This window comes from Polaribacter butkevichii, assembly GCF_038024105.1.
In the GTDB taxonomy this organism is placed as follows: domain Bacteria; phylum Bacteroidota; class Bacteroidia; order Flavobacteriales; family Flavobacteriaceae; genus Polaribacter; species Polaribacter butkevichii.
Genome location: NZ_CP150661.1, coordinates 3,888,049 through 3,911,971, shown reverse-complemented (window position 1 = coordinate 3,911,971; position 23,923 = coordinate 3,888,049). Strand labels below are relative to the sequence as shown.

Sequence of the window (23,923 nt, the reverse complement as noted above, 5' to 3'; positions counted from 1 at the left end):
ATTAAATAAAGCTTCTAATTTACAAAGTAATTACCGTAAATTCAAGTAACAATGGTTTTAATGTAGATTTTAATATCTCTATAAAAGAACCTCCATATTCTAAATAATATTCAGAAAAATTACGTTGACGTTCTTCTAAACTTTGGTTTGGTAAAATTTCATTTTGAAGTAGTGTAATTCTATCAACTAAATCTTTTTGTCTTCTTTTCTCTGCTTTTAACAAACGTTTTTGCAGGTTTTCTAAACCTTTAACTTGTTTTCTTTCTTGTGCTTTTACTGCATTTACAAAAGAAATGTCTGTTTTTTTTGCTACTTCTTTCAATTCTAAAAATTGCTTTTCTAAAAACTGAATTTTTTCATCAAAATTTACTTGAATATCTGAGTTTTCGGTTACTTTTTGAGATAATAAATCATATTGGTCTAAAAACAACTCCTCTAAAGAGATATTTAGTTTTTCTAATTTATTTGCTTGTTTTTCTGAAACTACTTGTACAGAATTACGTAACAATAAAATAGGAAACGGAATGGCTACTTTTTCAAAATAATCTTTTAATTCTAACCAATACGCCATCTCTCCTCCTCCTCCTAAATAGCAAAGGTTTGGTAAAATAACCTCTTGGTATAAAGGTCTCATAATTACGTTTGGCGAAAATGATTTTGGGTTATCATCAACTTCCTTCAAAATTTCGGCCTTGGTAAAAGTAATATTTGTGTTATTTACTTTATAAATTCCGTCTTCAAAAAGAATACGTTCTCTAAAATCAGCCCCCAAATAAAATAAATTAATCTCTCTTGGGTTTACTTGAATTTTATATGATTTTTCTAAATCTTTAATTGTTTTAGAAACTGCTTTAAAAGAAGTTTGGTTTTCTAATTCGTCTTTTACAATAGGACTAAATAATTCTTTTAAACTAGCATCATCACCATCTAAAATAACCAAACCATACGCACTAAACAATTCATTTGCAATATAACGCGTTGCATCCGCTAAATTGTTATGCTTTAAATAACCATCAGAAAATAGTTGTTTTAAAAAAGTTGCATTTTTAGAATTGCCTAAATGATTAGAAAAAACATCAAAAACAGCATCTAAACCATCAGTAGAAAATCTACCAACAGCGCCACCATCTTCTCTATTCCACATTACTTTTTTACCATCAAAATTAAAGTAATTAATTTCTTCAAAATCATGATCTTCTGTTGCCATCCAATAAATTGGAACAAAATTTTGCTCAGGAAATTTAGTTGCCAATTCTTCGCACAAATTAATGGTAGAAAGAATTTTATACAAAAAATACAATGGCCCGGTAAACAAATTTAATTGATGACCAGTAGTTACCGTAAACGTATTTTGAAGCTTTAAACTCTCTATATATTCATTCGTTTTCTCTGAAACGTTAAAACCTTGATACTGTTTTTTTAAAGCATCTACCAATACCAATCTAGATTGTAATCGGTAAGACTTTTGCTTTTCTTCTATCTGGTTATGAAAACCTGTGATATCTGGAAAATTATTATAAAATGGGTGTATGGCTTCTTTTTTCTCTAAATAATCTAACATTGTAGCAGAGAAAAATCCGGTTTTTTTAAAAGGTATCTGTGTTACTTTCATCTTAAAGAACACTTTTTTGGCAACAATCAGACTCTGTGGTAGAATTCATTTAGTTTAATTAATTTTTGATAAAAATACGAATAATTTATCCTTTGTCGTAAAGCTAAATTCAATCTAACAAAGTTTTAACATCAAAATATTCAATCTACTGAAAAACAAAAAAATATATTCTTACTTTTGGTTTCCAAACGCTTATTTATGAAATTTAAAGTCCTTTTTATTACCGCTTTCTTAACTATGGGAAGCATTTTTGCACAAACAGTACAATCTCCTTCCGAATTTTTAGGCTATGAAAATGGCGCTCGCTTTACAAGACATCATAAAGTTATTGATTATTTTAAATACGTTAGCAACACTTTAAGCAACGTAAAGTTAGAAAAATACGGAGAAACCAATGAGCACAGACCTTTGTATTTAAGTTATATTTCTTCACAAGAAAATATCAACAATTTAGAAACTATTAGAAAAAACAACCTTGCACAAACAGGTATTATTGCTGGAAATTCTAAAAACAACAAAGCCATTGTTTGGTTAAGTTACAACGTACATGGAAACGAAGCTTCTAGTACAGAAGCGGCTATGTTAACACTTTACGAATTGGTTACTACCAAAAAATCTTGGTTAAAAAATACCGTTGTTATTATAGATCCTGCTGTAAATCCCGATGGACGAGACAGATATGTAAATTGGTACAACCAAGTAAAAAGCACACCTTTTAATAGTAACCAAGATGCAAAAGAACATGCAGAACCTTGGCCTTCTGGAAGACCAAATCATTATTTGTTTGATTTAAATAGAGATTGGGCTTGGGCAACACAAGTAGAATCTGCACAACGTATAAAAATGTATAATAAATGGATGCCACATGTACATGTAGATTTTCATGAACAATATATTAATAACCCTTATTATTTTGCACCTGCAGCAGAACCTTTTCATGAAATTATTTCTGATTGGCAAAGAGAATTTCAAACTGAAATTGGAAAAAATCATGCAAAATATTTCGACCAAGAAGGTTGGTTGTATTTTACAAAAGAAAGTTTCGATTTGTTGTACCCAAGTTATGGAGACACCTATCCTACGTATATGGGCGCAATTGGTATGACCTACGAACAAGCAGGTCACGGAATGGCAGGTTTAGGAATTAAAACAGATAAAGGCACCGTGTTAACCTTAAAAGACAGAGCCATTCATCATTTAACTACAGGCTTATCTACCGTAGAAATTTCATCAAATAATGCAGAAAAATTAAATACCGAATTCAGAAAATTCTTTAACAATGCTTCTTTAGGATATAAAAGTTATGTTTTAAAAAATGAAAACCAAGACAAAACCAATCGTTTGAAAGCATTATTAGATACACATGAAATTAAATACGAAAACACAAAAAGTGGCATTGTAAAAGGGTATGATTATACCACGCAAAAAGAAGGAAAAATGACGGTTTCTTCTACAGATTTAGTTATACACACCAATCAACCGAAAGGAAAAATGGTAAAAGTTTTGTTTGAACCTAAAACAAAACTAGTAGATTCTTTAACGTATGATATTACTGCTTGGTCTTTACCATATGCACATGGTTTTAAAGCGATTGCTTCGCATACAAAAGTAAGTTCTACAGCTAGTAAAACCACAAACGCTATTACGAACTTAATTGATAAAAATGCCTATGCCTACCTTGCTAAATGGAATAGTTTAGAGGATGCTACTTTTTTAGGTGCTTTATTACAAGCTAATATTACACCAAGTTTTTCTGAAAAACCTTTTTCTATTGCAGGAAAATCTTACGAAAGAGGAACCTTAATTATTTTAAGAAATGATAATAGGAAAGAAAATTTTGATGCTACTTTAGTAAATATAGCTAACAAACATCAAAGAAAATTAACAGCTGTAAAAACAGGTTTTGCATCTGCTGGTGTAGATTTTGGTTCGTATTCTGTAAAACCAATCAACCAACAAAAAATTGCAGTTTTGTCTGGTAAAGGTACTTCTTCTTTAAGCTTTGGAGAAGTTTGGCATTTCTTTGAAACGCAATTACAATACCCAATAACCAACATAAATTCAGATGTTTTTGGTTCTTTAGACTATTCTAAATACGATGTTATTATTATTCCTGACGGACGATATAATTCAGTTTTAACAAAAACTACTTTAGAGAAATTAAAAAAATGGACACGTTCTGGCGGAACTTTAATTGCTATTGGAAACGCTTTAAATAGCTTTGCAAATACTAAAGAATTCGCTTTAAAAAAGAAAGCATCTTTAGAGAAAATTAAAGATGCAGACTTAACTCCTTATGCAGATAGAGAGCGTAAAAGTGTTGCCAATTTAATTACGGGTAGTATTTTTAAAAGTACTTTAGACAATACACACCCATTGGCTTTTGGTTACGGAAAAGAGTATTTTTCTTTAAAACTAGGCGCAACTTCTTATGCTTATTTAAAAGACGGAAACAATGTTGCTTATTTTGATATAAACGCTATAAATGTATCGGGTTATGCCGGTAGTAAAGCTGTAAAAAACGTACCTAAATCTATTTTGTTTGCAGAAGAACAAATGGGCAATGGAAGCATTATTTATATGGTAGATAATCCTTTATTTAGATCTTTTTGGCAAAACGGAAAACTCTTTGTTGCCAACGCCGTTTTCTTATTGAATTCAGATAAATTAAAATAGATTTTTAATTTGGGCGTTTAAACGGGCTTTCCATTATATCTTTTTACAAAAAAGTAAAAAGGATGCCATTTCAATCCCTAACGCAAATTGTTAGATGATAATCAAATTACGTTAAAAGTAAAAAACCCGATCATTAGATCGGGTTTTTATATTTTATAAAATAGAAACTATAATTAACTTAAATCACAATACCAAAAACTCGTATCGTGGTTAGCTTCTTCTTTTTTAGCAGCATAACAATTATCATCGTCATTATCATGTAACGTATAAGAACGAAGAACTTTTTCTCCTGTAGAAAAATCAATCGGGTTTTTAAAAATAGGTCCATCAAAAACAAAGGTATGAAACTCACCATTTTCTCCACAAACATCAACATTTTCTGGTAAGTCTTTTATAAATTGCTCATCTATTACTCTACCTACAAATTCTTCTCCTAATAATTTAGCGTTTACACAAACCGTAATAGCTTTAAAACCTAAATATAAAAATTCTTGCAAGACTTCTTTGGTGTCTTTTTTCCAAAGCGGATACACTCCTTTAATATTTACCTCAGCTAATTTGGTATCTCTGTATGCTTTTAAATCTTCCAGAAAAATATCCCCAAAAATAGTATGAGAATATTTTTGTGCCACTAAAGAATCCATGGCTTCTTTCATTATTTTCGCATACAAATCCATGGTTACATCTGCAGGAAATTCTATGATTTTTAAAGGAATCCCAATAGAATCAACTTGTTTTAATAATAATTCGTTTCTAAGACCATGCATAGAAACTCTATTAAAATCTTTATTAATTGTAGTAACTAATAAATCTAAATTATATGTTGGGTCTTGTAAAATTTTATAAAGAGCTAAAGCAGAATCTTTACCAGAACTCCAATTAAAATACGTTTTTTTCATAAGAACAATTTGCATAAAAAAATCCTACATAAAGTAGGATTTTGATTATTTATTTTCTTTTTTGATTTAAAGAAACTGGTTTTTCAACTTTCGTTACAGGTGTTCCGTATAAATCGTAATCTCCAGCATCATGAATTTTAATATCTATAAACTCACCCACTTTTATATAATGTTCTTTAGCATCTACTAAAACATCATTATCTACGTCTGGCGAATCAGATTCTGTTCTTCCGTAGAAAAATTCTCCATCTTTTCTATCAAATAAACATCTAAAAGTTTTCCCTATTTTTTCTTGATTCAATTCCCAAGAAATTTGAGACTGAATTTCCATAATTTCATTAACCCTTCTAAACTTTACATCTGCCGGTACATCATCTTCTAAAACATACGCCCCTGTATTTTCTTCATGAGAATATTCAAAAGCACCCATACGTTCAAAACGCATTTCTTCAATCCAATCTTTTAACTCCTGAAACATTTCTTCTGTTTCTCCTGGGTATCCAACAATTAACGTAGTTCTAATTGCCATTTCTGGTACAACTTCTCTAAATTTATGAATTAAAGCCGTTGTTTTTTCGTGCGTTGTACCACGTTTCATAGACTTTAACAACTCGGTATTAATGTGTTGTAAAGGAATATCTAAATAGTTACACACTTTAGGCTCTCGTTTCATCACTTCTAAAACATCCATAGGGAAACCTGTAGGAAAAGCATAATGCATTCTAATCCATTCAATGCCCTCTACTTTAGCCAACGCTTCTAATAACTGCGCTAAAGATCTTTTCTTATAAATATCTAATCCGTAATAAGTTAAATCTTGCGCAATTAACATTACTTCTTTAATTCCTTTTGCTGCTAATTTGGTTGCTTCGGTAACAATATCTTCTATAGGTGTAGACACGTGTTTTCCTCTCATTAAAGGAATTGCACAAAAAGAACAAGGTCTATCGCAACCTTCTGCAATTTTTAAATACGCATAATGTTTTGGAGTTGTTGTTAAACGTTCACCAATTAACTCGTGCTTATAATCTGCCTCTAAAGCTTGTAAAAGATTTGGTAAATCATGCGTACCAAAATACTGATCTACATTTTTAATTTCTGCTTCTAAATCTGGCTTATAACGTTCACTTAAACAACCAGAAACAAAAACCTTATCAATTTCACCCGCTTCTTTTCTTTTGGCATAATGCAAAATAGTATCAATAGATTCTTCTTTTGCTTTACCTATAAATCCACAAGTATTAATTACAACGATATTTCCATCATCTTCTGGATCTTCATGAACAACATCTTTTCCGTTAGCTTTTAACTGCCCCATTAATACTTCAGAATCGTAAACATTCTTAGAACACCCTAAAGTAACAACGTTAATCTTATTTTTTTTGATGGTTTTTGTACGCATTATATCTTGTTTTAAGCAGATGCAAAGATACATAATGATTGTTGATTACCTATTTTGTTATATATTAAACTTTTAATCTTTATTACGGTCTAATTATAAAAAAAAACATGAAACAACTTCTCTTCATTTTTTGCATGCTATTCTTATTTAATTGTTCTTCAAAAAATTCTGATGAAATTACTGAAGAACTTCCTATTATAGATTCTAGTTATTTCCCTCCATTAAATTCTGACCTTTGGGAAACAAAAACATTAACAGAATTAAATTGGAATGAAACCGAATTACAATTCTTATTAGATTTTTTAGAAGAAAAAAACTCAAAAGGTTTTATCATTCTTCACAATGGTAAAATTGTTGTTGAAGCATATTTTAACAATCACACAGCCTCAAATAATTGGTATTGGGCTAGCGCCGGTAAAACATTAACCTCAACTATTATTGGCATTGCACAAGACAGAAATGAAATTAATATAAACAATAAAGTATCTGAATATTTGGGCACAGGTTGGACCAGTGCTCCTCTTGAAAAAGAAAATTTAATAACATGTAAAAATTTACTTTCTATGAATTCTGGTTTAGATGATTCTTTAGGTGACAGTGTTTCTGCTTCTAACTTAGAATATATCGCAGATGCTGGCAGCCGTTGGGCATATCATAATGTTTATGTAAAATTACAAGATGTTCTTGCTACCGCCGCAAACACCACCTGGAAAGATTATTTTAATTCTAACTTACGTAATAAAATAGGAATGAACGGTTCTTGGACTAACCTAAATAATTTAAATGTTTATTGGAGTAATACAAGAAGTATGGCTCGGTTTGGTCTGTTAATTTCTAATTACGGCAAATGGGAAAACAACCAAATTGTTTCAGAGAATTTTATTACCGAAGCTACCAATACTTCTCAAAATATAAATAAAGCCTATGGATATTTATGGTGGTTAAACGGAAAATCTAGCTATCATTTACCTAGTAGCCAATTAGAATTTAATGGAGCACTAATACCTAATGCACCCAATGATATGTTTGCTGCATTGGGTAAAAATGACCAAAAAATTTATATTGTACCTAGTAAAAAGCTGGTTATTATTAGAATGGGAGAATCCGCAGATTCCTCCAATTTTGCCTTATCTTCTTTTGATAATGATTTGTGGGAGAAAATAAATAATGTTATTAACTAAATTTAAACACTCCTTAGCTCCAAAATTTTCTTTTCTTATTTAGCTCTTCTTCCTCTTTCGTTAATTCTGCTAACTCTTTTACAGATAAGACTTTTAAAAATGAAGGATGCTGTTCTATAGCATACTCAATTTTAGTTACTATTTCTGCAACCGTTTCATTTTCATAGTCTATTTCTAATGGTTCTTTAATCACCATAGACTGTAAAACATTTCGTTTCTTAATATTCAATCCTTTTTTATCAAAAGAACGTCTAAAACCATCAATTACAATTGGCACTACAACAGGCTTATATGTTTTAATAATATGAGCAGTACCTCTTCTAATGGGTCTAAAAGGAGTTGTTGTACCTTGAGGAAAAGTAATTACCCAACCATCTTTTATTGCTTTTCCTATATTAGAAATATCAGAGTTTTTTACTTGTCTTTTTACATCTTTACCACCACTCCTCCAAGTTCTTTCTATAGAAACAGATCCCATGTAAGCAAATATTTTAGGTAATAATCCGGCTCTCATGGTTTCTCCTGCCGCAACAAAATAAACGTTCAATTTTGGTTTCCAGATATATCCAATATTTTTAATAGAATCATCTCTACCACTTAAAGTAGCGTTAAAAACATGATACATTGCTGCCACATCTGCAAAATAAGTTTGATGGTTAGAAATAAATAAAACTCCAGAATCTGGCAAGTTTTTAAGGTTTTCTGAACCTTCTATTTGTAGGTTATTGAATTTACGGTATCTACCGTGAGAAACAATTCCAAAAATTCTTATAAGCCATTTTTTCAAAATCAAAATATGACCAAATGGGTTCCTTTTAAATAAAGGCATTCTAAATTATTTTTAGTTATTTTAACAAACTTACAAAACAAATAAGAAAGAAGCTATTTTAAGAGTTCTTTAATTTCTGAAAGCATCATTGCTGTTGCACCCCAAACCACATAATCTTCTAATTTAAAGCAAGGTACCTCTATATTATCCATATAAGAAGTATTCATCTTAATTGAAGTAAAACTTGTATCATTTAACAAATCGCTTACCAAAACCTCTATGGTTTTATCAACTTCATAATTTAAATTAAAATTAGGTCGTTGGTTTACAAAGCCTAAAAAAGGGGTTGCTAAAAAATTACTTGGTGGTATATAAACATCTGTTAACTCTCGTATTATTTCTATTGATGTTTCTGCCACACCTACTTCTTCAAAAGTTTCTCGTAATGCTGTTTTTTCGAGGTTTTTATCTGTCTTGTCTCTCTTTCCCCCTGGAAAACTTATTTGTGCAGAATGCGTGCCCTTATAACTTGCTCTTAAGGTGAGTAAAAAACAAGTTTCATTTTTTATATTGGGATAAAAAAGTGCCAAAACAGCTGCTTTTCTAGGGTTGTTTGCTATTATTTTATCTGCATCATATTTTAGACGCATTTTAGGCGCTAATTTAAATTGAGCATTTAATCCGCCCAACTTACTCGTTTTAAGTTTCGTTATTTTATTCTTAAAATCATTAAAATTCACGGATAAACATTTAATTTTAACAAAATTATCAATTTCACTTTTAAATCAATGGTTTTTGGCAAGAATTTTGTTTTATCTTAGTTAAAAATAAACATGAATAAGAAATATAAAAAATTAATTTTAAGTATTGTATTAGATATTATTGGTATTATTCCTATACCCTTTTTAGACGTAATTTGGGCACCACTATCTGGATATTTAATGACCAAAATGTATAAAGGAAAACAAGGTAAAGTAGCCGCAATAATTAGTTTTATAGAAGAAGCAGTTCCTTTTTTAGATGTTGTACCAACTTTTACAATAATGTGGATATACTCTTATGTATTTAACAAAGAAAAGGTAGAAAAAATTATAGAATTCTAATTCTCTTTTTTAAATAAAAAGCCCAAGCCCAATCTACCTAAAAACTTTTTCTCAAAAGCCCAAAAGAATTTAAATTGCCCAAATACCCAACCAACTAAAGGAAGTGTAGCTTGATAAATAGGGAAAATCAACATAATTCTTAAAGGCCAAAATACCCAAGGATTTGTTGTTTCTTGCGAAAGCCCTATAAAACTGGTTAAAGGTTTTGCAACCCAAGTAGCAAAAGACCCATTTATAGAAAAAACTAGAATTATAGCTATAATAGACCAATTATTCTTTACTCCCCAACGTTGCCTTAATTTTTCCATAAAGTTTATTGTTTTGCCGTTTCTTTAGATTTCTTAAACATTAACCATAAACCTATTAAAACTAGAGGTATACTTAAAACTTGCCCTGTATTTAATGAATTAAACACCCAATCTTCACGTCCGTCTACTTGAGCTTCTTTTAAAAACTCTATAAAGAATCTTAAAGACCAAAGTACTACCATAAAAAGACCAAAAAGGTAACCTGTTTGTTGTTTCTTATCTGTTTTCCAATACAAATGCCACATCACAAAAAACAAAGCTAAATAACTAAACGCTTCATATAATTGTGTAGGGTGTCTTGGTACTGTTTCTCCTGCTGCTTTAAAAATAACACCAAAACTAGAACCTGTTTCTTTTCCATAAATTTCTGAATTGAAAAAATTTCCAAAACGAATAAAAAAACCTGCCAAAGCAACCATAATTGCCAATCTATCTAAAATAAACAACCACGGTTTTTGTAAGTGTTTTTTTGCGTAAAAATATAAAGCGATAGGAATTCCTATTGCTGCACCATGACTAGCAAAACCAGTAAATCCTGTAAATTTCCATCCTTTTATAATACCAAATAAAGAATCGTTTGCACTTTCTTTAATTGGTAAAAATATTTCTAATAAATGATTTTGATAATAAGACCAACTGTAAAAAAATACATCTCCCAAACGCATACCAACAAGCATAGATACAAAGACATACATAAATAATACGTCTAGTTTTTCTTCTGGAATTTTATCTTCTACATAGATTTTTTTCATCAGTCTTAAACCTAATAAAAATGCTGCTACAAACATTAAACTGTACCAACGAACGGTAAAAAAACCTAAATCTATTCCTATTGAAGGATTCCATGTAATTGCTAAAAAGCTCATATTTTAATTTCTATGTCTGGTCGAGCGCAGTCGAGACCTAATTATTAACTATAAACCTCTCGACTGCGCTCGAGGTGACAATTATTATTCTTTCTTTTCTGGAACAGGATCATACCCACTTCCTCCCCAAGGATGACAACTAAATATTCTCTTTAAGGCTAACCATCCACCAGAAAATAGACCATGTTTTTGTAACGCCTCAATTGTGTAATGTGAACACGTAGGACTGTATCTACAAGTAGCTGGTGTAAATGGTGAAATTGCGGCTTGATAAAAACGAACCAACAATATAAATGGAAAAGACAATATTTTTTTCAATGATTAAAATTTATGAATTAAATGAATAAATCTAGATTATGAGATTTCTCAATCGTTTCTCTTTCGAAATGACAATTACACTCAAAAACTTGAAATTCATAATTCGTAATTACCTTTTTAATTTATTATAAAAGAAGTACCTTCTTTACCATCTTTTAGTTGAATTCCTAATGCAATTAGTTCATCTCTAATTTGGTCTGACAAAGCCCAATCTTTATTTTCTCTTGCTTCTTTTCTTAATTTAATTAACAATTCTACAACGCCATTTATTTTTTCTGAATTGTCTTGAGAATTTTCATTCATCAACCCTAAAACATCAAAAACAAATGCGTTAAACGTTGTTTTAAATTCAGCTAAATCAACTGCCGTTAAACTTGCTTTATGTTCTTTAATTTGATTAACAACCTTTACCGCTTCAAATAATTGCGGAATTAACATTGGTGTGTTAAAATCGTCGTTCATTGCTGCATAACAATCTTTTTTCCATTTTTGCACATCAAAAGTAGATGTTTTACCTGCTTCAATCTTATCTAAGAAATTAACAGCTTCCATCAATTTAGAATGTCCTTTTTCTGATGCTTCTAAAGCATCTCCAGAAAAATCTAAAATACTTCTATAATTGGCCTGCATATTAAAAAAACGAACCACACTTGCAGAAAATGCTTTTGGCAAAATAGTGTTTTCTCCTGTTAAAATTTCATTAGGTAAAATAAAATTCCCTGTAGATTTTGCCATTCTCTGCCCATTTAAAGAAAGCATATTTGTATGCATCCAATAATTTACAGGCTTTACGCCACTACAAGTTTTAGATTGTGCAATTTCGCATTCGTGATGCGGAAATTTTAAATCCATTCCACCACCATGAATATCAAAACTTTCGCCTAAATATTTTGTACTCATTACAGAACACTCTAAGTGCCACCCCGGAAAACCATCGCTCCAAGGAGAAGGCCAACGCATAATATGTTTCTCATCGGCTTTTTTCCAAAGTGCAAAATCTTGCGGATTTTTCTTATCAGACTGCCCATCTAAAGTTCTTGTATTATGTAGTAAATCTTCTACTTTTCTACCAGAGAGAATTCCGTAGTTTTCTTTTTTATTGTATTCATGCACATCAAAATATACAGAACCATTTACCTCATAAGCAAAACCTTTTTCTATGATTTCTTTAATCATTTCTATTTGCTCTACAATATGACCTGTTGCAGTTGGCTCTATACTTGGTGGTAAAAAGTTGTAGTTTTTTAAAACATCATGAAAGTCTACCGTGTAACGTTGTACAACTTCCATGGGTTCAATTTGTTCTAAACGTGCTTTTCTTGCAATTTTGTCTTCTCCTTCATCTGCATCATTTTCTAAATGGCCAGCATCGGTAATATTACGTACATATCGCACCTTATAGCCTAAATGTAATAAATATCTATACACAACATCAAAAAACATAAAGGTTCTAACATTACCTAAATGTGCGTTGCTATAAACCGTTGGACCACAAACGTACATACCTACATATCCGTCTGTTATGGTTTTAAAATCCTCTTTAGATTTGGTTAAAGAGTTGTATACTTTAAGCTGATTTTCTTTGTATAATTCCATTAAATAAGTGACTAATTACAGCCGATAAAGATAGACACTTTAAAAAGAATACCGAAATGGAATTTGTTAGAAGTTTGCTAAGATTTAAAGTCGCTGAAAAAAAATATAATTGTTATTCTTTTATTTATACAAATTACTTCTTAAAATTATAATTAAATTTACATTTCAATTTTTAAAATTGATAAAACCCCATCTTAAAATGAATTGGATACTATTAATTATAGCGGGACTTTTTGAAGTTGCTTTTGCTGCTTGCTTAGGTAAAGCTAAAGAAAGCACAGGTACCGAAACTACCTATTGGTACATTGGTTTTATAGTATGTTTATCTGCAAGTATGTTGCTCCTTTTAAAAGCAACACAAGAATTACCTATAGGAACTGCTTATGCTGTTTGGACGGGAATAGGTGCCGTTGGAACCGTTTTATTAGGTATTTTTATATTTAAAGAGCCCGCTACGTTTTGGCGTCTTTTTTTTATTTCTACTTTAATAATTTCTATAATTGGTTTAAAAGTAGTGTCTCATTAAAAACAAATTTCTTTGTTTTCTATACTCTTACAATCCTAAAACTTATTACCTATAAATATGTTTATAAGTAGCTAATAAGTTCTTCTAAATATAAGACACAAAAGGTAAATGATTTTTAAATTTGAATAGAATTTGGTTTTAATAACAATATCAATTGTTAAAATTAAAAGGGAAATAGGTGTAAAACCTATACTGTTCCCGCAGCTGTAAGCTCTATTAAAAGTTTTACATTCTTTGTCACTGTTTATCTATTTATAAACGGGAAGACGTAAAAACCAGAGTAAGTCAGAAGACCTGCCAACTTCTAATTAGTCAAACTTTCGGGATAAAAGTTATGGCACGATGTATCTACTTATACCATTGGGTTATCGTACCTTTTTTGACACATTATAAACCATCAATAAGTAAGCCTTATTGGTTATATTATTAATGAAAATGAATTATTCTAGCATTCAGATTGTACTACAAGAAGTGCCTGGTGAAATCAGTATTTGTTTTAGCATTTGTGGATGTAAAATTCGCTGCAAAGGTTGTCATTCTCCTATTTTATGGAAAGAAGAAAACGGACAACAACTTTCTATAAAATTATACAAACAAACATTACTAAAATATAAAGGATTTGCAAGTTGTGTTTTATTTATGGGTGGAGAATGGCATCAAAAAGAACTCATAGATTATTTAAAATACGCCCAAAAAGAAGGATACAAAACATGCCTTTATACAGGTAAGGAACATATTGATAAAAATTTACTACAACACCTAACTTGGATTAAAACCGGCAAATGGATTGCTAAAAAAGGAGGCTTAGATAAACCTGATACCAATCAGCAATTTATAGAAGTACAAACAAATAAAAATTTAAATCATTTATTCTTGAAAAACTATTAAGCTATGATTCGATTAACGGAAAAACAGGTAAACCAAAAAATTAATTTTATTCAGAATTACATTAATGCAAGCAATGCTGCTGATGGCTCTAAAATAGACGCCAACGCCAATGTTTCTTCTAAAAACATAGCTACTATGGAAGCTGAACTAAATAAGGATATTAACGTTCAGGTAAATAGGCAATTGGTAAAAAATAAAATTGAACAACTATTTGATAAAAATTTGGCCAATGAATATGTAAGGCAAATAGAAGCTCATGAAATTTATGTACATGATGAAACCTCTTTAAAACCTTATTGCACATCTATTAGTATGTATCCATTTTTATTTGACGGACTTACCAAACTTGGAGGTGAAAGTAAAGCACCACAACATTTAGAGAGTTATTGTGGCGAATTTGTAAACCTTGTCTTTGCCATTAGCTCTCAATTTGCAGGTGCTTTGGCAACTGTAGAGTTTTTATTGTATTTTGATTATTTTGCTAGAAAAGATTTTGGAAACGATTACCTAAATTCTAACACCAAAACAGTTTCTAATCATTTACAACATGCCGTTTATGCAATTAATCAGCCTGCTGCTGCAAGAGGTTATCAATCTGTTTTTTGGAATATCTCTTTATACGATGAAAAATATTTTGACAGCTTATTTGGTGAGTTTGTTTTTCCTGACATGACAAAACCGCAATGGGAAAGTCTTAAAAAATTACAACTATTTTTTATGAAATGGTTTAATAAAGAAAGAGAAAAAGCTGTATTAACCTTTCCTGTGGTTACCGCTGCAATGCTTGTAAAAAAAGGCAAACCTGTAGATACTGAATTTGCCAATATGTGCGCCACTGAGTTAAGTGAAGGAAATTCATTTTTTATCTATCAATCTGAAAGCGCAGATAGTTTGGCTTCTTGTTGCCGATTAAGAAATGAAATTAGCGACAATACTTTTAGCTATTCTTTGGGTGCAGGTGGCGTTTCTACAGGCTCTATAAACGTTATTACACTAAACATGAATCGCTTAATACAACAAGGAAAAGATCTTAAAACAGAAATAAATAAAATTCAAAAATACCAAATAGCCTACAGAAAGTTAATTGAAGAATATAAAAATGCCGGAATGCTGCCTGTTTATGATGCTGGTTTTATATCTCTAGACAAACAGTTTTTAACCATTGGCATAAACGGTATGGTAGAAGCTGCAGAAAGCCAAGGTATAAAAGCCGAAAATAGCACTGTTTATAAAGATTTTGTAGCAAAACAGCTCAAAATAATTTATGATGCTAATAAAGAAGCCAAAAAAGAATATGGCTATTTATTTAATACGGAATTTGTACCTGCAGAAAATTTAGGTGTAAAAAATGCAAAATGGGACAAAGAAGATGGTTTATTTGTACCTAGAGATTGCTACAATTCTTATTTCTATCCTGTAGAAAATAATTCGATAAATTCTTTAGATAAAATAATCTTACATGGTACAGATATTATTAAATATCTAGATGGGGGCTCTGCACTTCATTTAAATTTAGAAGAGGCTCCTAATAAAAATGGCTTTTTAAAATTAATTGAAGCCACAGCATTAGCCGGTTGTAATTATTTTTGCTTTAATGTAAAAATAACTATTTGTAATAAATGTGGTCATATTGATAAAAAAACACTTGTAAAATGCAGCTCTTGCAACTCTAAAAATATAGATTATGGTACGCGAGTAATTGGGTACTTAAAACGCGTTTCTAGTTTTAGTTCTGAAAGACAAAATGAACACGATTTAAGGTTTTATCATTTACAAAACGCTAAAGCGTCATAATGCCCCTAGATAAGGAATGAGTTTCATTTATTTTGATGAAACTTGTTCCTTTAATTTTTAAAACTGTAAAACTCCATTTAATAAGGCTAACTAATGTTACTCCAAATTTTAGACGTTTTAGACAATGCTAAATAGGTAGTTTTAATATTTTTGTTTTCTGGTTTCGACAAATTAGAATCTTCTTGTAAAACATCAATAGCCGTATTTCTGGCTGCAACCAAAATTTTAGAGTCTTTTACAACATCTGCAATTCTTAAATTTAAAACACCACTTTGTTGCGTCCCCATTAAATTACCTGGGCCACGTAATTTTAAATCAACCTCAGCTATTTTAAAACCATCTGTAGTATCTACCATTGTTTTTAAACGTGTTTTTCCTTCTTCGGAAAGTTTGTAACTAGAAAGTAAAATACAATAACTTTGGTCTGCTCCTCGCCCTACTCTTCCTCTTAATTGATGCAATTGCGAAAGCCCAAATCGTTCTGAACTTTCAATAATCATAACACTGGCGTTTGGCACATTTACCCCAACTTCAATAACAGTTGTTGCCACCATAATTTGTGTTTCTCCTTTCACAAAACGTTGCATTTCGTGTTCTTTATCTGCAGGTTTCATTTTTCCATGAACAATACTTATTTGGTATTTGGGCGTCGGAAAATCTCTAGAAATACTTTCATAACCATCCATTAAATCTTTATAATCCATGGCTTCAGATTCTTGAATTAAGGGATATACAACGTAAACTTGTCTTCCTTTTTCTATTTCATCTCTCATAAACTTAAAAACAGACAATCTATTACTATCAAATCGATGTACGGTTTTTACCTCTTTTCTTCCCGGAGGTAATTCATCTATAACAGAAATATCTAAATCGCCATAAACAGACATAGCCAAGGTTCTTGGTATTGGTGTTGCTGTCATGACTAAAATGTGCGGAGGCAGAGAATTTTTAGACCATAATTTAGCTCTTTGCGCAACACCAAATCGATGTTGTTCATCAATAATTGCAATGCCAAGGTTTTTAAACTTTACTTTATCCTCTATCAACGCATGTGTACCTATTAAAATATGTAAGGTTCCGTCTTCTAAATTTGCATGAATTTCTCTTCGCTTTTTTGTTCTAACAGATCCCGTTAATAAATCAACATTAATATCCATGTCTTTTAACATTTCTGAAATTGCATGATAATGCTGTGTGGCTAAAATTTCTGTTGGCGCCATAATAGTAGCCTGAAAACCGTTATCTATTGCCAAAAGCATGGTTAACAAGGCTACAATTGTTTTTCCTGAGCCTACATCTCCTTGTAAAAGACGATTCATGTGTGCACCAGAAGCTACGTCTTTTCTTATTTCTTTTAATACTCTTTTTTGAGCATTTGTTAAATCGAAAGGTAAATAATCTTTATAAAAAGTATTAAAATAATCGCTCACGTTCTCAAAAACAAATCCTTTTATTTTTGTTTTGTTGATGAGTTTCTTGCGTAATAATTGTAATTGAATAAAAAATAACTCTTCAAACTTTAAACGGTTTTGTGCTTTTGCTAAATTTTCTTGACTTTTAGGAAAATGCGCATTTAATAATGCGTCTCGTTTTCCCATCAATTTAAAACTATCTATTATTTCTTGCGATAGGGTTTCTGTTATGGTTTCAAAAAACTGTTGTAACAAATGCTGTACATAGGTTCTCATTAATTTATTAGAAACACCAGAATTTGTTAGCTTTTCTGTAGAAGGATAAACGGGTTGCATTTTAGTTTGCAACTTTTTCTTATATTCTGTAACCAGCTCCATTTCTGGATGCGGAATGCTAAAATTGCCATTGTAGTGGTTTGTTTTACCATACACCACATAAGGTTGGTTAATTTTAAGCGCATCTTTTATCCATTTTTGTCCTTTAAACCAAACCAACTCCATGGTTCCTGTAGCATCTTGAAAAGTAGCAACTAATCTACTTCCTCTTTTTTGAGCAACTGATTTTACATGAGTAATTCTGCCTACAATTTGTACTTCAGAAGAATTAGGTTGTAAATCTTTTATGGCATAAAAGGTAGTTTTATCAATATATCTAAAAGGGAAAAAATTGAGTAAATCATTACATGTTTTTATACCCAATTCGGTATACAAAAGCGCTGCTCTTTGTACACTAATTCCTTTAATATATGTTATTGGATAACTTAAATTCAATTGATAAAAATATAAAAAACGAAAATACAGAAATCTGCAGGAATAAAAGAAAAAATAACACTTTTTGAAGGTTCTTGTATTTCACAATAAAAGGAATCCTTGATATTCTTACAAAAAAATAGCCCCATTGATTTTTATAATAAAAACCAATAGAACTATTTTAAACAAATAATCAATCCCAACGTTTAATTAAAAAACGTCATTTCGCCCCACGCTACTCTAAGATCACTTTTTTAGAAATTTTTCCTTTTTCTGTTTCAATATTGATAATGTAAATAGCATCAGATAGTTTGTTTGTTTTTAACCTCTGTTGTGTAGCTATTTGATCTAGGTTATTCCATTTACCAACTTCTTGTCCTAAAAGATTGTATAATTTTACATTTTTAAGTTGTAAACTATTTTCATTATTAATTACAATTTCTTGTGTATTATTATCTAAATAAACCGCAATATTCTTATTTAACACAGTAGTATTATCTGATACACTTAACGTATTACTTTCTTTAAACGTTAAGAAAAATCTATCTGTATAACTACCACTTGCAAGTTTTAAAGAAAAACTACCGTTGTTAATTAAGTATGCTTGTTTAGTTAGTTTATCTTTTATATACACATTTCTATCAATAGCATCCCACTCATCAACACCAATAACTATAGTACCTTTATGAGCTAATGATATATATAAAGGCACTTCTAAATCATCAGAAATACTTTGCACACCAGCAATTGCGTATTTATTTTCACTATTAGGAAATTTCCAATAAAAATCGGTCTCTCCAACATCTAACATTGCAGAATCATACCCATTATCGTATCCAAAAGAATTGTCGTTTTTAAATGAAATACCAATCTGTCTGTGTAACCCTATACCTTCTTCATTTGTATAATTCATTCCTAATTTTATAATAGGAAGTTTACTTACATTCGTTCTCTTTTTTTCTTTTGATTTTTTACTACTTTTAAACAAAATAGATTCTGTTCCTTCTGCTTTATATTCTCTTTGACTATTATTAAATACTATTGGACCACCATCTGAGTCTCCCATAATAAAAAATCCTTGTCCCATGGCAATATAGGCTTGAGGCACTTTGTATTCTCCTGTTCCTAAAGCAGGTACTCCTTCTGTTACAACACGACCTTTTAATACGAATGAATCTAAATATAAGTTATGTGCTCCTGAATTATCAGTGTATATAACCTCTATAACATCATTCACTTTTATGTCATTTATAAAGCAAACATGTGTATACTGACCACTCGAAATATTTAATGGAACTGATTGTAAATTACCATTAACCTTAACCCCTATAGACCCAGTACTTATAGTTTTATAGTTGATAAATAATGAATCTGCTGCTATTGTACTTGTAAATGAAACACTTTCATTTAAAGAACCAAGAACTACACCAGTAACACCGTCTAAAGAATAATCACTTGCACCATTGTTTTTTGTTTCTAATTCTGCTTCTACTAAGCTTGTTTCAACGTCTGCTCCGTTATTAGACATTACCTGATTTGCTGATAACCCCATTGAAATATTTCTAATAGCATAGCCCCCAACATAACCAGCATAATAATGCCCTAGAGTTCCTACTGCATTCTTTTCTCCTGCATGTTCCCAGAAATACAAACTACCCGTTATAGAATTTGTATTGTCTTCTATAAATTTCTTTGCGCTAATTGCACCAGCAAAAGGATTACCTACTAAATAAGATTGATCTCCACCTACTGCTGTTGCTAATTCTCCGTCTTTTGGCGTACCTACGTATGTATAATTTTGTTCTGGATCTGAAGGTCCTTTAAAAATAAAACCATCTGTTTGCGCAATTGGTGCTCTTCTATATTTGTGTTCCCAATTAGATCTACCTCCTGCAGCACTTCCGTAAGTATATATCCAATAATCGGCAATAGATATTGGCGCAGTATTACTACCGTTATATCCTTCTACAAAAGTTATATCTTTAGCAATATCAGAAGCTCCTTGACCAATAGTACCACTTGCTGTTAATGGATTTGTACCATCTTTTAAAACACTTAAAACGGAATAAGTACTTTCTCCTACAGTATTTACAGGCGACCCCATATAACTATATCTGTACATATTTGGTGCTTTAGATTTTTGATCTACCAATAATTTACCCGCTCCTGTAACTTGTTTTAAACCTTGGTGAGTTTGAACTAGTTGTGCCTTATTAGAATCGTCTGTACTTACCAATCTAATTTCTCCATTTAAGATTACATTGTTTGTTACAACTAATAAATGATCTGTAATACTAAAGATAGCACCTGTATTAACCTCAAATGTACGTGCACTTAATTTTTCTAGATGATTATAATCTTCAGAGATTTTTACTTCTCTAGATCTATCTGGATAACCATTAGACCAAACTGAACCTACTCTATTTGTAAAACCAAAGTTGTGTAATCCTGGTTTTATATTTGCATCATCGTTTGCAGTTGCTATTTCTGATAATAAAGGATCATGAGGGTGACGCTCTGTAGTGTCATCAAATTCTAAATCATTGTATGTTATAATATTATCGTTGATAAAGGCAACCCATTCTGCTGAATCAAAGGTTGTATTTGGTTCTAAAATCATATCACTACGAACATAACTAGTACTATCTGCAATATTACTGATAACATCTACTCTATTAATCCAAGCCTTACTGTCAATATTTTTTGTTAATACAATAATATCATCAGCTCCACTAAAATCTGTAACAGCAGTTGCATTAGGGTCATCTGCTCCTGTAATTTCTGTTGCTCCTGATAATTTATTATTTACAGCTACAGAAGAAATTAATATAGATGCATGTGGATCTATAGCACTTAAATTATTAATAAAAGCAGAAGGTGCTAACGTAGTTAAAGCTCCATCTTTAAATAATGCAATGTTTACAGTATTTTCACCTACAATATTATCAGAAGTATTTGTTATTTCTATCCATTTTTCTGTAGTTGATTGAAATACCTGTGTTATCATTGCGGTTCCACATGCATTTATATTGCTATCTAATGCATAGGTTATATAATTTGATGGATAGGTTGTAATAGCTCTTGCCGTATCATCCGTTTCTATACTTTCTACCAAGCCGTTAAAACCAACTGACTGACCAGAAGATGCAATATCTAAAATAGCATTATCTGTAGCTACTGTTGTATTAGCTGTAGCATCTGTACCGTTTCCGTTGGTTACATTTGTTGTTTTTAAAATACCAGGTACACCTGCTTCTCTAACATCTGGACATCCATCTCCATCTGAGTCTAAGTCTATACTATTTTCAAGTCCGTCATTATCTGGATCATTAAAACTTGCAGGGCATTGTAAAACGCTAAAAACAATATTATCAACCCCAACATCATTACCAGCACCACCATTTGGTTGGTCATTAAAAATTACAATATCAACTTTATCTGTAGTTCCTGTAAAATTTAAGTTTACTCTTACCCAAGTATCATTATTAGTAACCCCTAATGAACTTGAAGAAACCGTTTTTAAAACGTTTCCACTTGTATCTTGTACTTCTAATCTGAATATAGGAGCATCTGCACAACCATTACACAAACCAGCCATATCTAATCGAAATCTATAATCTGCCCCAATAATTAAATTATTAAGTCTATGACGATAAAACTCTATGTTACCAGAATTTACCATATTAATAGATAAATATCTACCATTTATTGATCCACCTGCAGGCCCTGTAAATTCATCTATATTTGCATCTACATTTCCATTTTGGTCTGTACGATTATAAGCAGGTAAACCAGGAGCGTTAGAAGAAACAATTGCATAAGAACCATCTGGTATAGCACCACTAGTATCATAAAGATGATTTTCTACATACGGATTACTTGATCTTCCTGTACCCGTACCAAAGTCTTCGCTATATAACTCTACAATTTCTACTTTATCTTCAATTGCACAATTTCCATTTTCTACAATATCAATAATACCATCGTTATCATCATCAATATCTAAACTATCATCAATTCCATCATTATCAGAATCTATTAAACAAGTTCCAAAACCACTACCTGTTGCTCCTCTTGTATCTACAAAAGCACCGTAAACATCAATTTTATTATTTATAGCAACACTTACTAACGCTGATGCAGAAATTTTTATTCCTGAGTAAGCTTGAGTAGTCTTAAACCCTAGATTAACATCACCTGTAGCAGATGTGCCAATAATATTTGTTAATAATTCTAACCCTACTAAATCGCTTGCTGATTTAGACTCTAAAACGTCTCCGTTTGCATCTAAAGTAGCAATTGTGATACTATTTCTTAATACCTCTAAACTTACTAAAGCATCATCGAAACTTAATGCAAAACCAGCATAAGAACCTGCAGGATATGTATTTGTTGCGTCTCTAACAGCTAAATTAACCTTTGCAGCTACTCCTGCTGTTACATTAATTGTTGCATAATCTGTATCATCACTAGATAAAACATTTTCCGAATTGGATACCGCACAACCAACACATGCTAAACCAGAAACACCTGTTTGCTGAAAATCTACATAAGTAGAAAATGCAGGTGAGTTTAAAGCATAAGTGGTATTACAAGCTAACGTTGTTTCACACATTTCTTGAATAAAACTATTGTAGATTTTAATAGTTCCTACATTTGCATTAAGCGTTGAACTAAATTTAATTCGTACTTCATCAAATTCTTGAGTAGCTAAAAACCCTATTGTTTGTTTACTTGAAGCTGTTAACAAAGGCACCCCTAACAACATTGTAGAGCCAGATTTTGTTTCTACAGGTATAACTGAACCATCTTTATAAGTAGAAATTGAAATATTATTTAATAAATTAACATCTGCTATACTTGCTACCTCAATATCGAAACCAACAAAGTTAGCTCCTGTATAATTATCTAAAACATCATAGACTCCTATTTCTAAATCATCAAGAAGATTTACACTTAACCCTAGTTCAGCATAATCTGTAGTACTTGCACTTATAATATTTTCTATATTGGATAGTCCATTACCTACTCCTAAAAGACCAGAAGTACCTGGAGCATACACCTCTACTGGATAAGCTGTATTTGTCCAAGCGACTTGTGTATTACAATTTGAAGTATCCGTATTATTTTCATAAACCTTTACAAAGGCATTATAAACTATTAAGCTAGTTGTTAAACTACCAATAAGACCAGTATCATAAGTAATTCTTATTTTATTAAAGGGTTTTGTGGTTACAAAACCAACATTATAAGGATTACTACTTGTAAGATCTAACAACGTTAAAGAGGTATCATTACTTACTACATGGGTTTCCTGCAAAGTACTACCGTTATAGGTTGTTATCGTTACTCCATTTAAAAAACTTAATAAATTTGATATGGAAGACAGCAAAGAATTTGATCTTATTTTTGCCCCTGCATAACTACCCGCAGGCATTGTTAAGAGAGAAGTAATTGTTAGATAAGAATCACTGTTTGTAGATGTATAGTCAGAAGTGCCAGAAATTATCGCATTTCCTTTATTACTCCATTCATCAAAACCTAATGCTTTACTACTACTAACCGTAACTCCACTAAAATTAGTACCATCATTCACCAAAGGCACAATTTCGTTTTTAGGTAAATCTGCAAGCGTGTTTACAGCAAGAGCTTTTGTTGGTAAAATTGTTGTTGTTGTTGTTGTTGTTTTTGTTGTCTTAGCTGAATTTGTAAGACCTTTTACCTCTTTTTTATCTATAGCATAAATATTTATAATATTTAATACTAATAAAAGGGTTAACCATTTTAAAGTAGTCGTTCTTTTCATTTTTACGGGGGATTAAA

General features: G+C 31.0%; 17 protein-coding genes and 1 riboswitch. Of the genes, 6 read left to right on the top strand and 11 right to left on the bottom strand.

Features of this window, described 5'->3' with window-relative positions:
- Window positions 1–19: 19 nt before the first annotated feature.
- Window positions 20–1,612 carry a bacillithiol biosynthesis cysteine-adding enzyme BshC gene (gene bshC, locus WG951_RS16520; RefSeq protein ID WP_105048036.1) on the bottom strand — a complete coding sequence of 531 codons (1,593 nt, stop codon included), beginning with the start codon at window positions 1,610–1,612 and terminating at the stop codon, window positions 20–22.
- Window positions 1,613–1,810: 198 nt separating this feature from the next.
- Between bshC and WG951_RS16515 the strand changes: the two genes are divergently transcribed.
- Window positions 1,811–4,288, top strand: a complete 2,478-nt coding sequence (locus WG951_RS16515) for a M14 family metallopeptidase (RefSeq protein ID WP_105048035.1) — start codon at window positions 1,811–1,813, stop codon at window positions 4,286–4,288.
- A 173-nt stretch (window positions 4,289–4,461) separates the two neighbouring features.
- Here the strand turns inward: WG951_RS16515 and WG951_RS16510 are convergent, their stop codons facing one another.
- Together WG951_RS16510 and rimO are read right to left on the bottom strand one after the other, a co-directional pair.
- Window positions 4,462–5,187 (bottom strand): diphthine--ammonia ligase, encoded by a 726-nt coding sequence (locus WG951_RS16510; protein ID WP_105048034.1) that lies wholly within the window; start codon window positions 5,185–5,187, stop codon window positions 4,462–4,464.
- 49 nt (window positions 5,188–5,236) lie between these two features.
- Window positions 5,237–6,589 (bottom strand): 30S ribosomal protein S12 methylthiotransferase RimO, encoded by a 1,353-nt coding sequence (gene rimO / locus WG951_RS16505; protein ID WP_105048033.1) that lies wholly within the window; start codon window positions 6,587–6,589, stop codon window positions 5,237–5,239.
- A gap of 107 nt (window positions 6,590–6,696) precedes the next feature.
- On the opposite strand from rimO, the gene WG951_RS16500 reads away from it, so the two are divergent.
- On the top strand, window positions 6,697–7,770 hold the full coding sequence (locus WG951_RS16500) for a serine hydrolase domain-containing protein (protein WP_105048032.1): 1,074 nt from the start codon (window positions 6,697–6,699) through the stop codon (window positions 7,768–7,770).
- Between the two features lie 13 nt (window positions 7,771–7,783).
- Here WG951_RS16500 and WG951_RS16495 read toward each other — a convergent pair whose 3' ends face one another.
- Together WG951_RS16495 and WG951_RS16490 are read right to left on the bottom strand one after the other, a co-directional pair.
- A complete protein-coding gene (locus tag WG951_RS16495) occupies window positions 7,784–8,599 on the bottom strand; it encodes a lysophospholipid acyltransferase family protein (protein WP_105048031.1) in 816 nt (271 codons plus the stop codon).
- Window positions 8,600–8,652: 53 nt separating this feature from the next.
- Entirely contained in the window at window positions 8,653–9,228 is a 576-nt protein-coding gene (locus WG951_RS16490) for a CoA pyrophosphatase (RefSeq protein ID WP_317044714.1), read from the bottom strand.
- A 144-nt stretch (window positions 9,229–9,372) separates the two neighbouring features.
- Between WG951_RS16490 and WG951_RS16485 the strand changes: the two genes are divergently transcribed.
- A complete protein-coding gene (locus WG951_RS16485) occupies window positions 9,373–9,642 on the top strand; it encodes a hypothetical protein (RefSeq protein ID WP_105048029.1) in 270 nt (89 codons plus the stop codon).
- On the opposite strand, the gene WG951_RS16480 is transcribed toward WG951_RS16485, so the two are convergent.
- From WG951_RS16480 to cysS, 4 genes are all read right to left on the bottom strand, one after another.
- A complete protein-coding gene (locus tag WG951_RS16480) occupies window positions 9,639–9,950 on the bottom strand; it encodes a DUF6787 family protein (protein ID WP_105048028.1) in 312 nt (103 codons plus the stop codon). The two genes, WG951_RS16485 and WG951_RS16480, sit on opposite strands and share 4 nt — an antisense overlap.
- Before the next feature lie 5 nt (window positions 9,951–9,955).
- On the bottom strand, window positions 9,956–10,816 hold the full coding sequence (gene lgt, locus WG951_RS16475) for a prolipoprotein diacylglyceryl transferase (protein WP_105048027.1): 861 nt from the start codon (window positions 10,814–10,816) through the stop codon (window positions 9,956–9,958).
- A gap of 84 nt (window positions 10,817–10,900) precedes the next feature.
- Window positions 10,901–11,134: a membrane protein insertion efficiency factor YidD gene (gene yidD / locus WG951_RS16470; protein WP_105048026.1), complete on the bottom strand. Its 234-nt coding sequence runs from the start codon at window positions 11,132–11,134 to the stop codon at window positions 10,901–10,903.
- Window positions 11,135–11,251: 117 nt separating this feature from the next.
- Entirely contained in the window at window positions 11,252–12,730 is a 1,479-nt protein-coding gene (gene cysS, locus WG951_RS16465) for a cysteine--tRNA ligase (RefSeq protein ID WP_105048025.1), read from the bottom strand.
- 199 nt (window positions 12,731–12,929) lie between these two features.
- Here cysS and WG951_RS16460 point away from each other — a divergent pair, with 199 nt between their 5' ends.
- From WG951_RS16460 to nrdD, 3 genes are all read left to right on the top strand, one after another.
- On the top strand, window positions 12,930–13,256 hold the full coding sequence (locus tag WG951_RS16460; protein ID WP_105048024.1) for a DMT family transporter: 327 nt from the start codon (window positions 12,930–12,932) through the stop codon (window positions 13,254–13,256).
- A gap of 116 nt (window positions 13,257–13,372) precedes the next feature.
- Window positions 13,373–13,572, top strand: a riboswitch (cobalamin riboswitch).
- Window positions 13,573–13,691: 119 nt separating this feature from the next.
- Window positions 13,692–14,144 (top strand): anaerobic ribonucleoside-triphosphate reductase activating protein, encoded by a 453-nt coding sequence (nrdG, locus tag WG951_RS16455; protein WP_211296696.1) that lies wholly within the window; start codon window positions 13,692–13,694, stop codon window positions 14,142–14,144.
- 3 nt (window positions 14,145–14,147) lie between these two features.
- Complete coding sequence (gene nrdD, locus WG951_RS16450; RefSeq protein ID WP_105048023.1) at window positions 14,148–15,938, top strand: anaerobic ribonucleoside-triphosphate reductase; 1,791 nt, start codon at window positions 14,148–14,150, stop codon at window positions 15,936–15,938.
- 86 nt (window positions 15,939–16,024) lie between these two features.
- Here the strand turns inward: nrdD and recG are convergent, their stop codons facing one another.
- Complete coding sequence (recG, locus tag WG951_RS16445; protein ID WP_105048022.1) at window positions 16,025–18,121, bottom strand: ATP-dependent DNA helicase RecG; 2,097 nt, start codon at window positions 18,119–18,121, stop codon at window positions 16,025–16,027.
- A 214-nt stretch (window positions 18,122–18,335) separates the two neighbouring features.
- On the bottom strand, window positions 18,336–23,906 hold the full coding sequence (locus WG951_RS16440; protein WP_105048021.1) for a T9SS type A sorting domain-containing protein: 5,571 nt from the start codon (window positions 23,904–23,906) through the stop codon (window positions 18,336–18,338).
- Window positions 23,907–23,923: the final 17 nt, after the last annotated feature.

Excerpts from the sequence above, each read along its gene's own strand:
- WG951_RS16480 (WP_105048028.1), bottom strand. The coding sequence starts at position 9,950 with ATGGAAAAATTAAGGCAACGTTGGGGAGTAAAGAATAATTGGTCTATT.
- nrdD (WP_105048023.1), top strand. The coding sequence starts at position 14,148 with ATGATTCGATTAACGGAAAAACAGGTAAACCAAAAAATTAATTTTATT.
- WG951_RS16495 (WP_105048031.1), bottom strand. The coding sequence starts at position 8,599 with ATGCCTTTATTTAAAAGGAACCCATTTGGTCATATTTTGATTTTGAAA.
- WG951_RS16515 (WP_105048035.1), top strand. The coding sequence starts at position 1,811 with ATGAAATTTAAAGTCCTTTTTATTACCGCTTTCTTAACTATGGGAAGC.
- lgt (WP_105048027.1), bottom strand. The coding sequence starts at position 10,816 with ATGAGCTTTTTAGCAATTACATGGAATCCTTCAATAGGAATAGATTTA.
- WG951_RS16500 (WP_105048032.1), top strand. The coding sequence starts at position 6,697 with ATGAAACAACTTCTCTTCATTTTTTGCATGCTATTCTTATTTAATTGT.
- bshC (WP_105048036.1), bottom strand. The coding sequence starts at position 1,612 with ATGAAAGTAACACAGATACCTTTTAAAAAAACCGGATTTTTCTCTGCT.
- nrdG (WP_211296696.1), top strand. The coding sequence starts at position 13,692 with ATGAATTATTCTAGCATTCAGATTGTACTACAAGAAGTGCCTGGTGAA.
- rimO (WP_105048033.1), bottom strand. The coding sequence starts at position 6,589 with ATGCGTACAAAAACCATCAAAAAAAATAAGATTAACGTTGTTACTTTA.
- WG951_RS16485 (WP_105048029.1), top strand. The coding sequence starts at position 9,373 with ATGAATAAGAAATATAAAAAATTAATTTTAAGTATTGTATTAGATATT.
- WG951_RS16460 (WP_105048024.1), top strand. The coding sequence starts at position 12,930 with ATGAATTGGATACTATTAATTATAGCGGGACTTTTTGAAGTTGCTTTT.
- WG951_RS16440 (WP_105048021.1), bottom strand. The coding sequence starts at position 23,906 with ATGAAAAGAACGACTACTTTAAAATGGTTAACCCTTTTATTAGTATTA.
- WG951_RS16510 (WP_105048034.1), bottom strand. The coding sequence starts at position 5,187 with ATGAAAAAAACGTATTTTAATTGGAGTTCTGGTAAAGATTCTGCTTTA.
- cysS (WP_105048025.1), bottom strand. The coding sequence starts at position 12,730 with ATGGAATTATACAAAGAAAATCAGCTTAAAGTATACAACTCTTTAACC.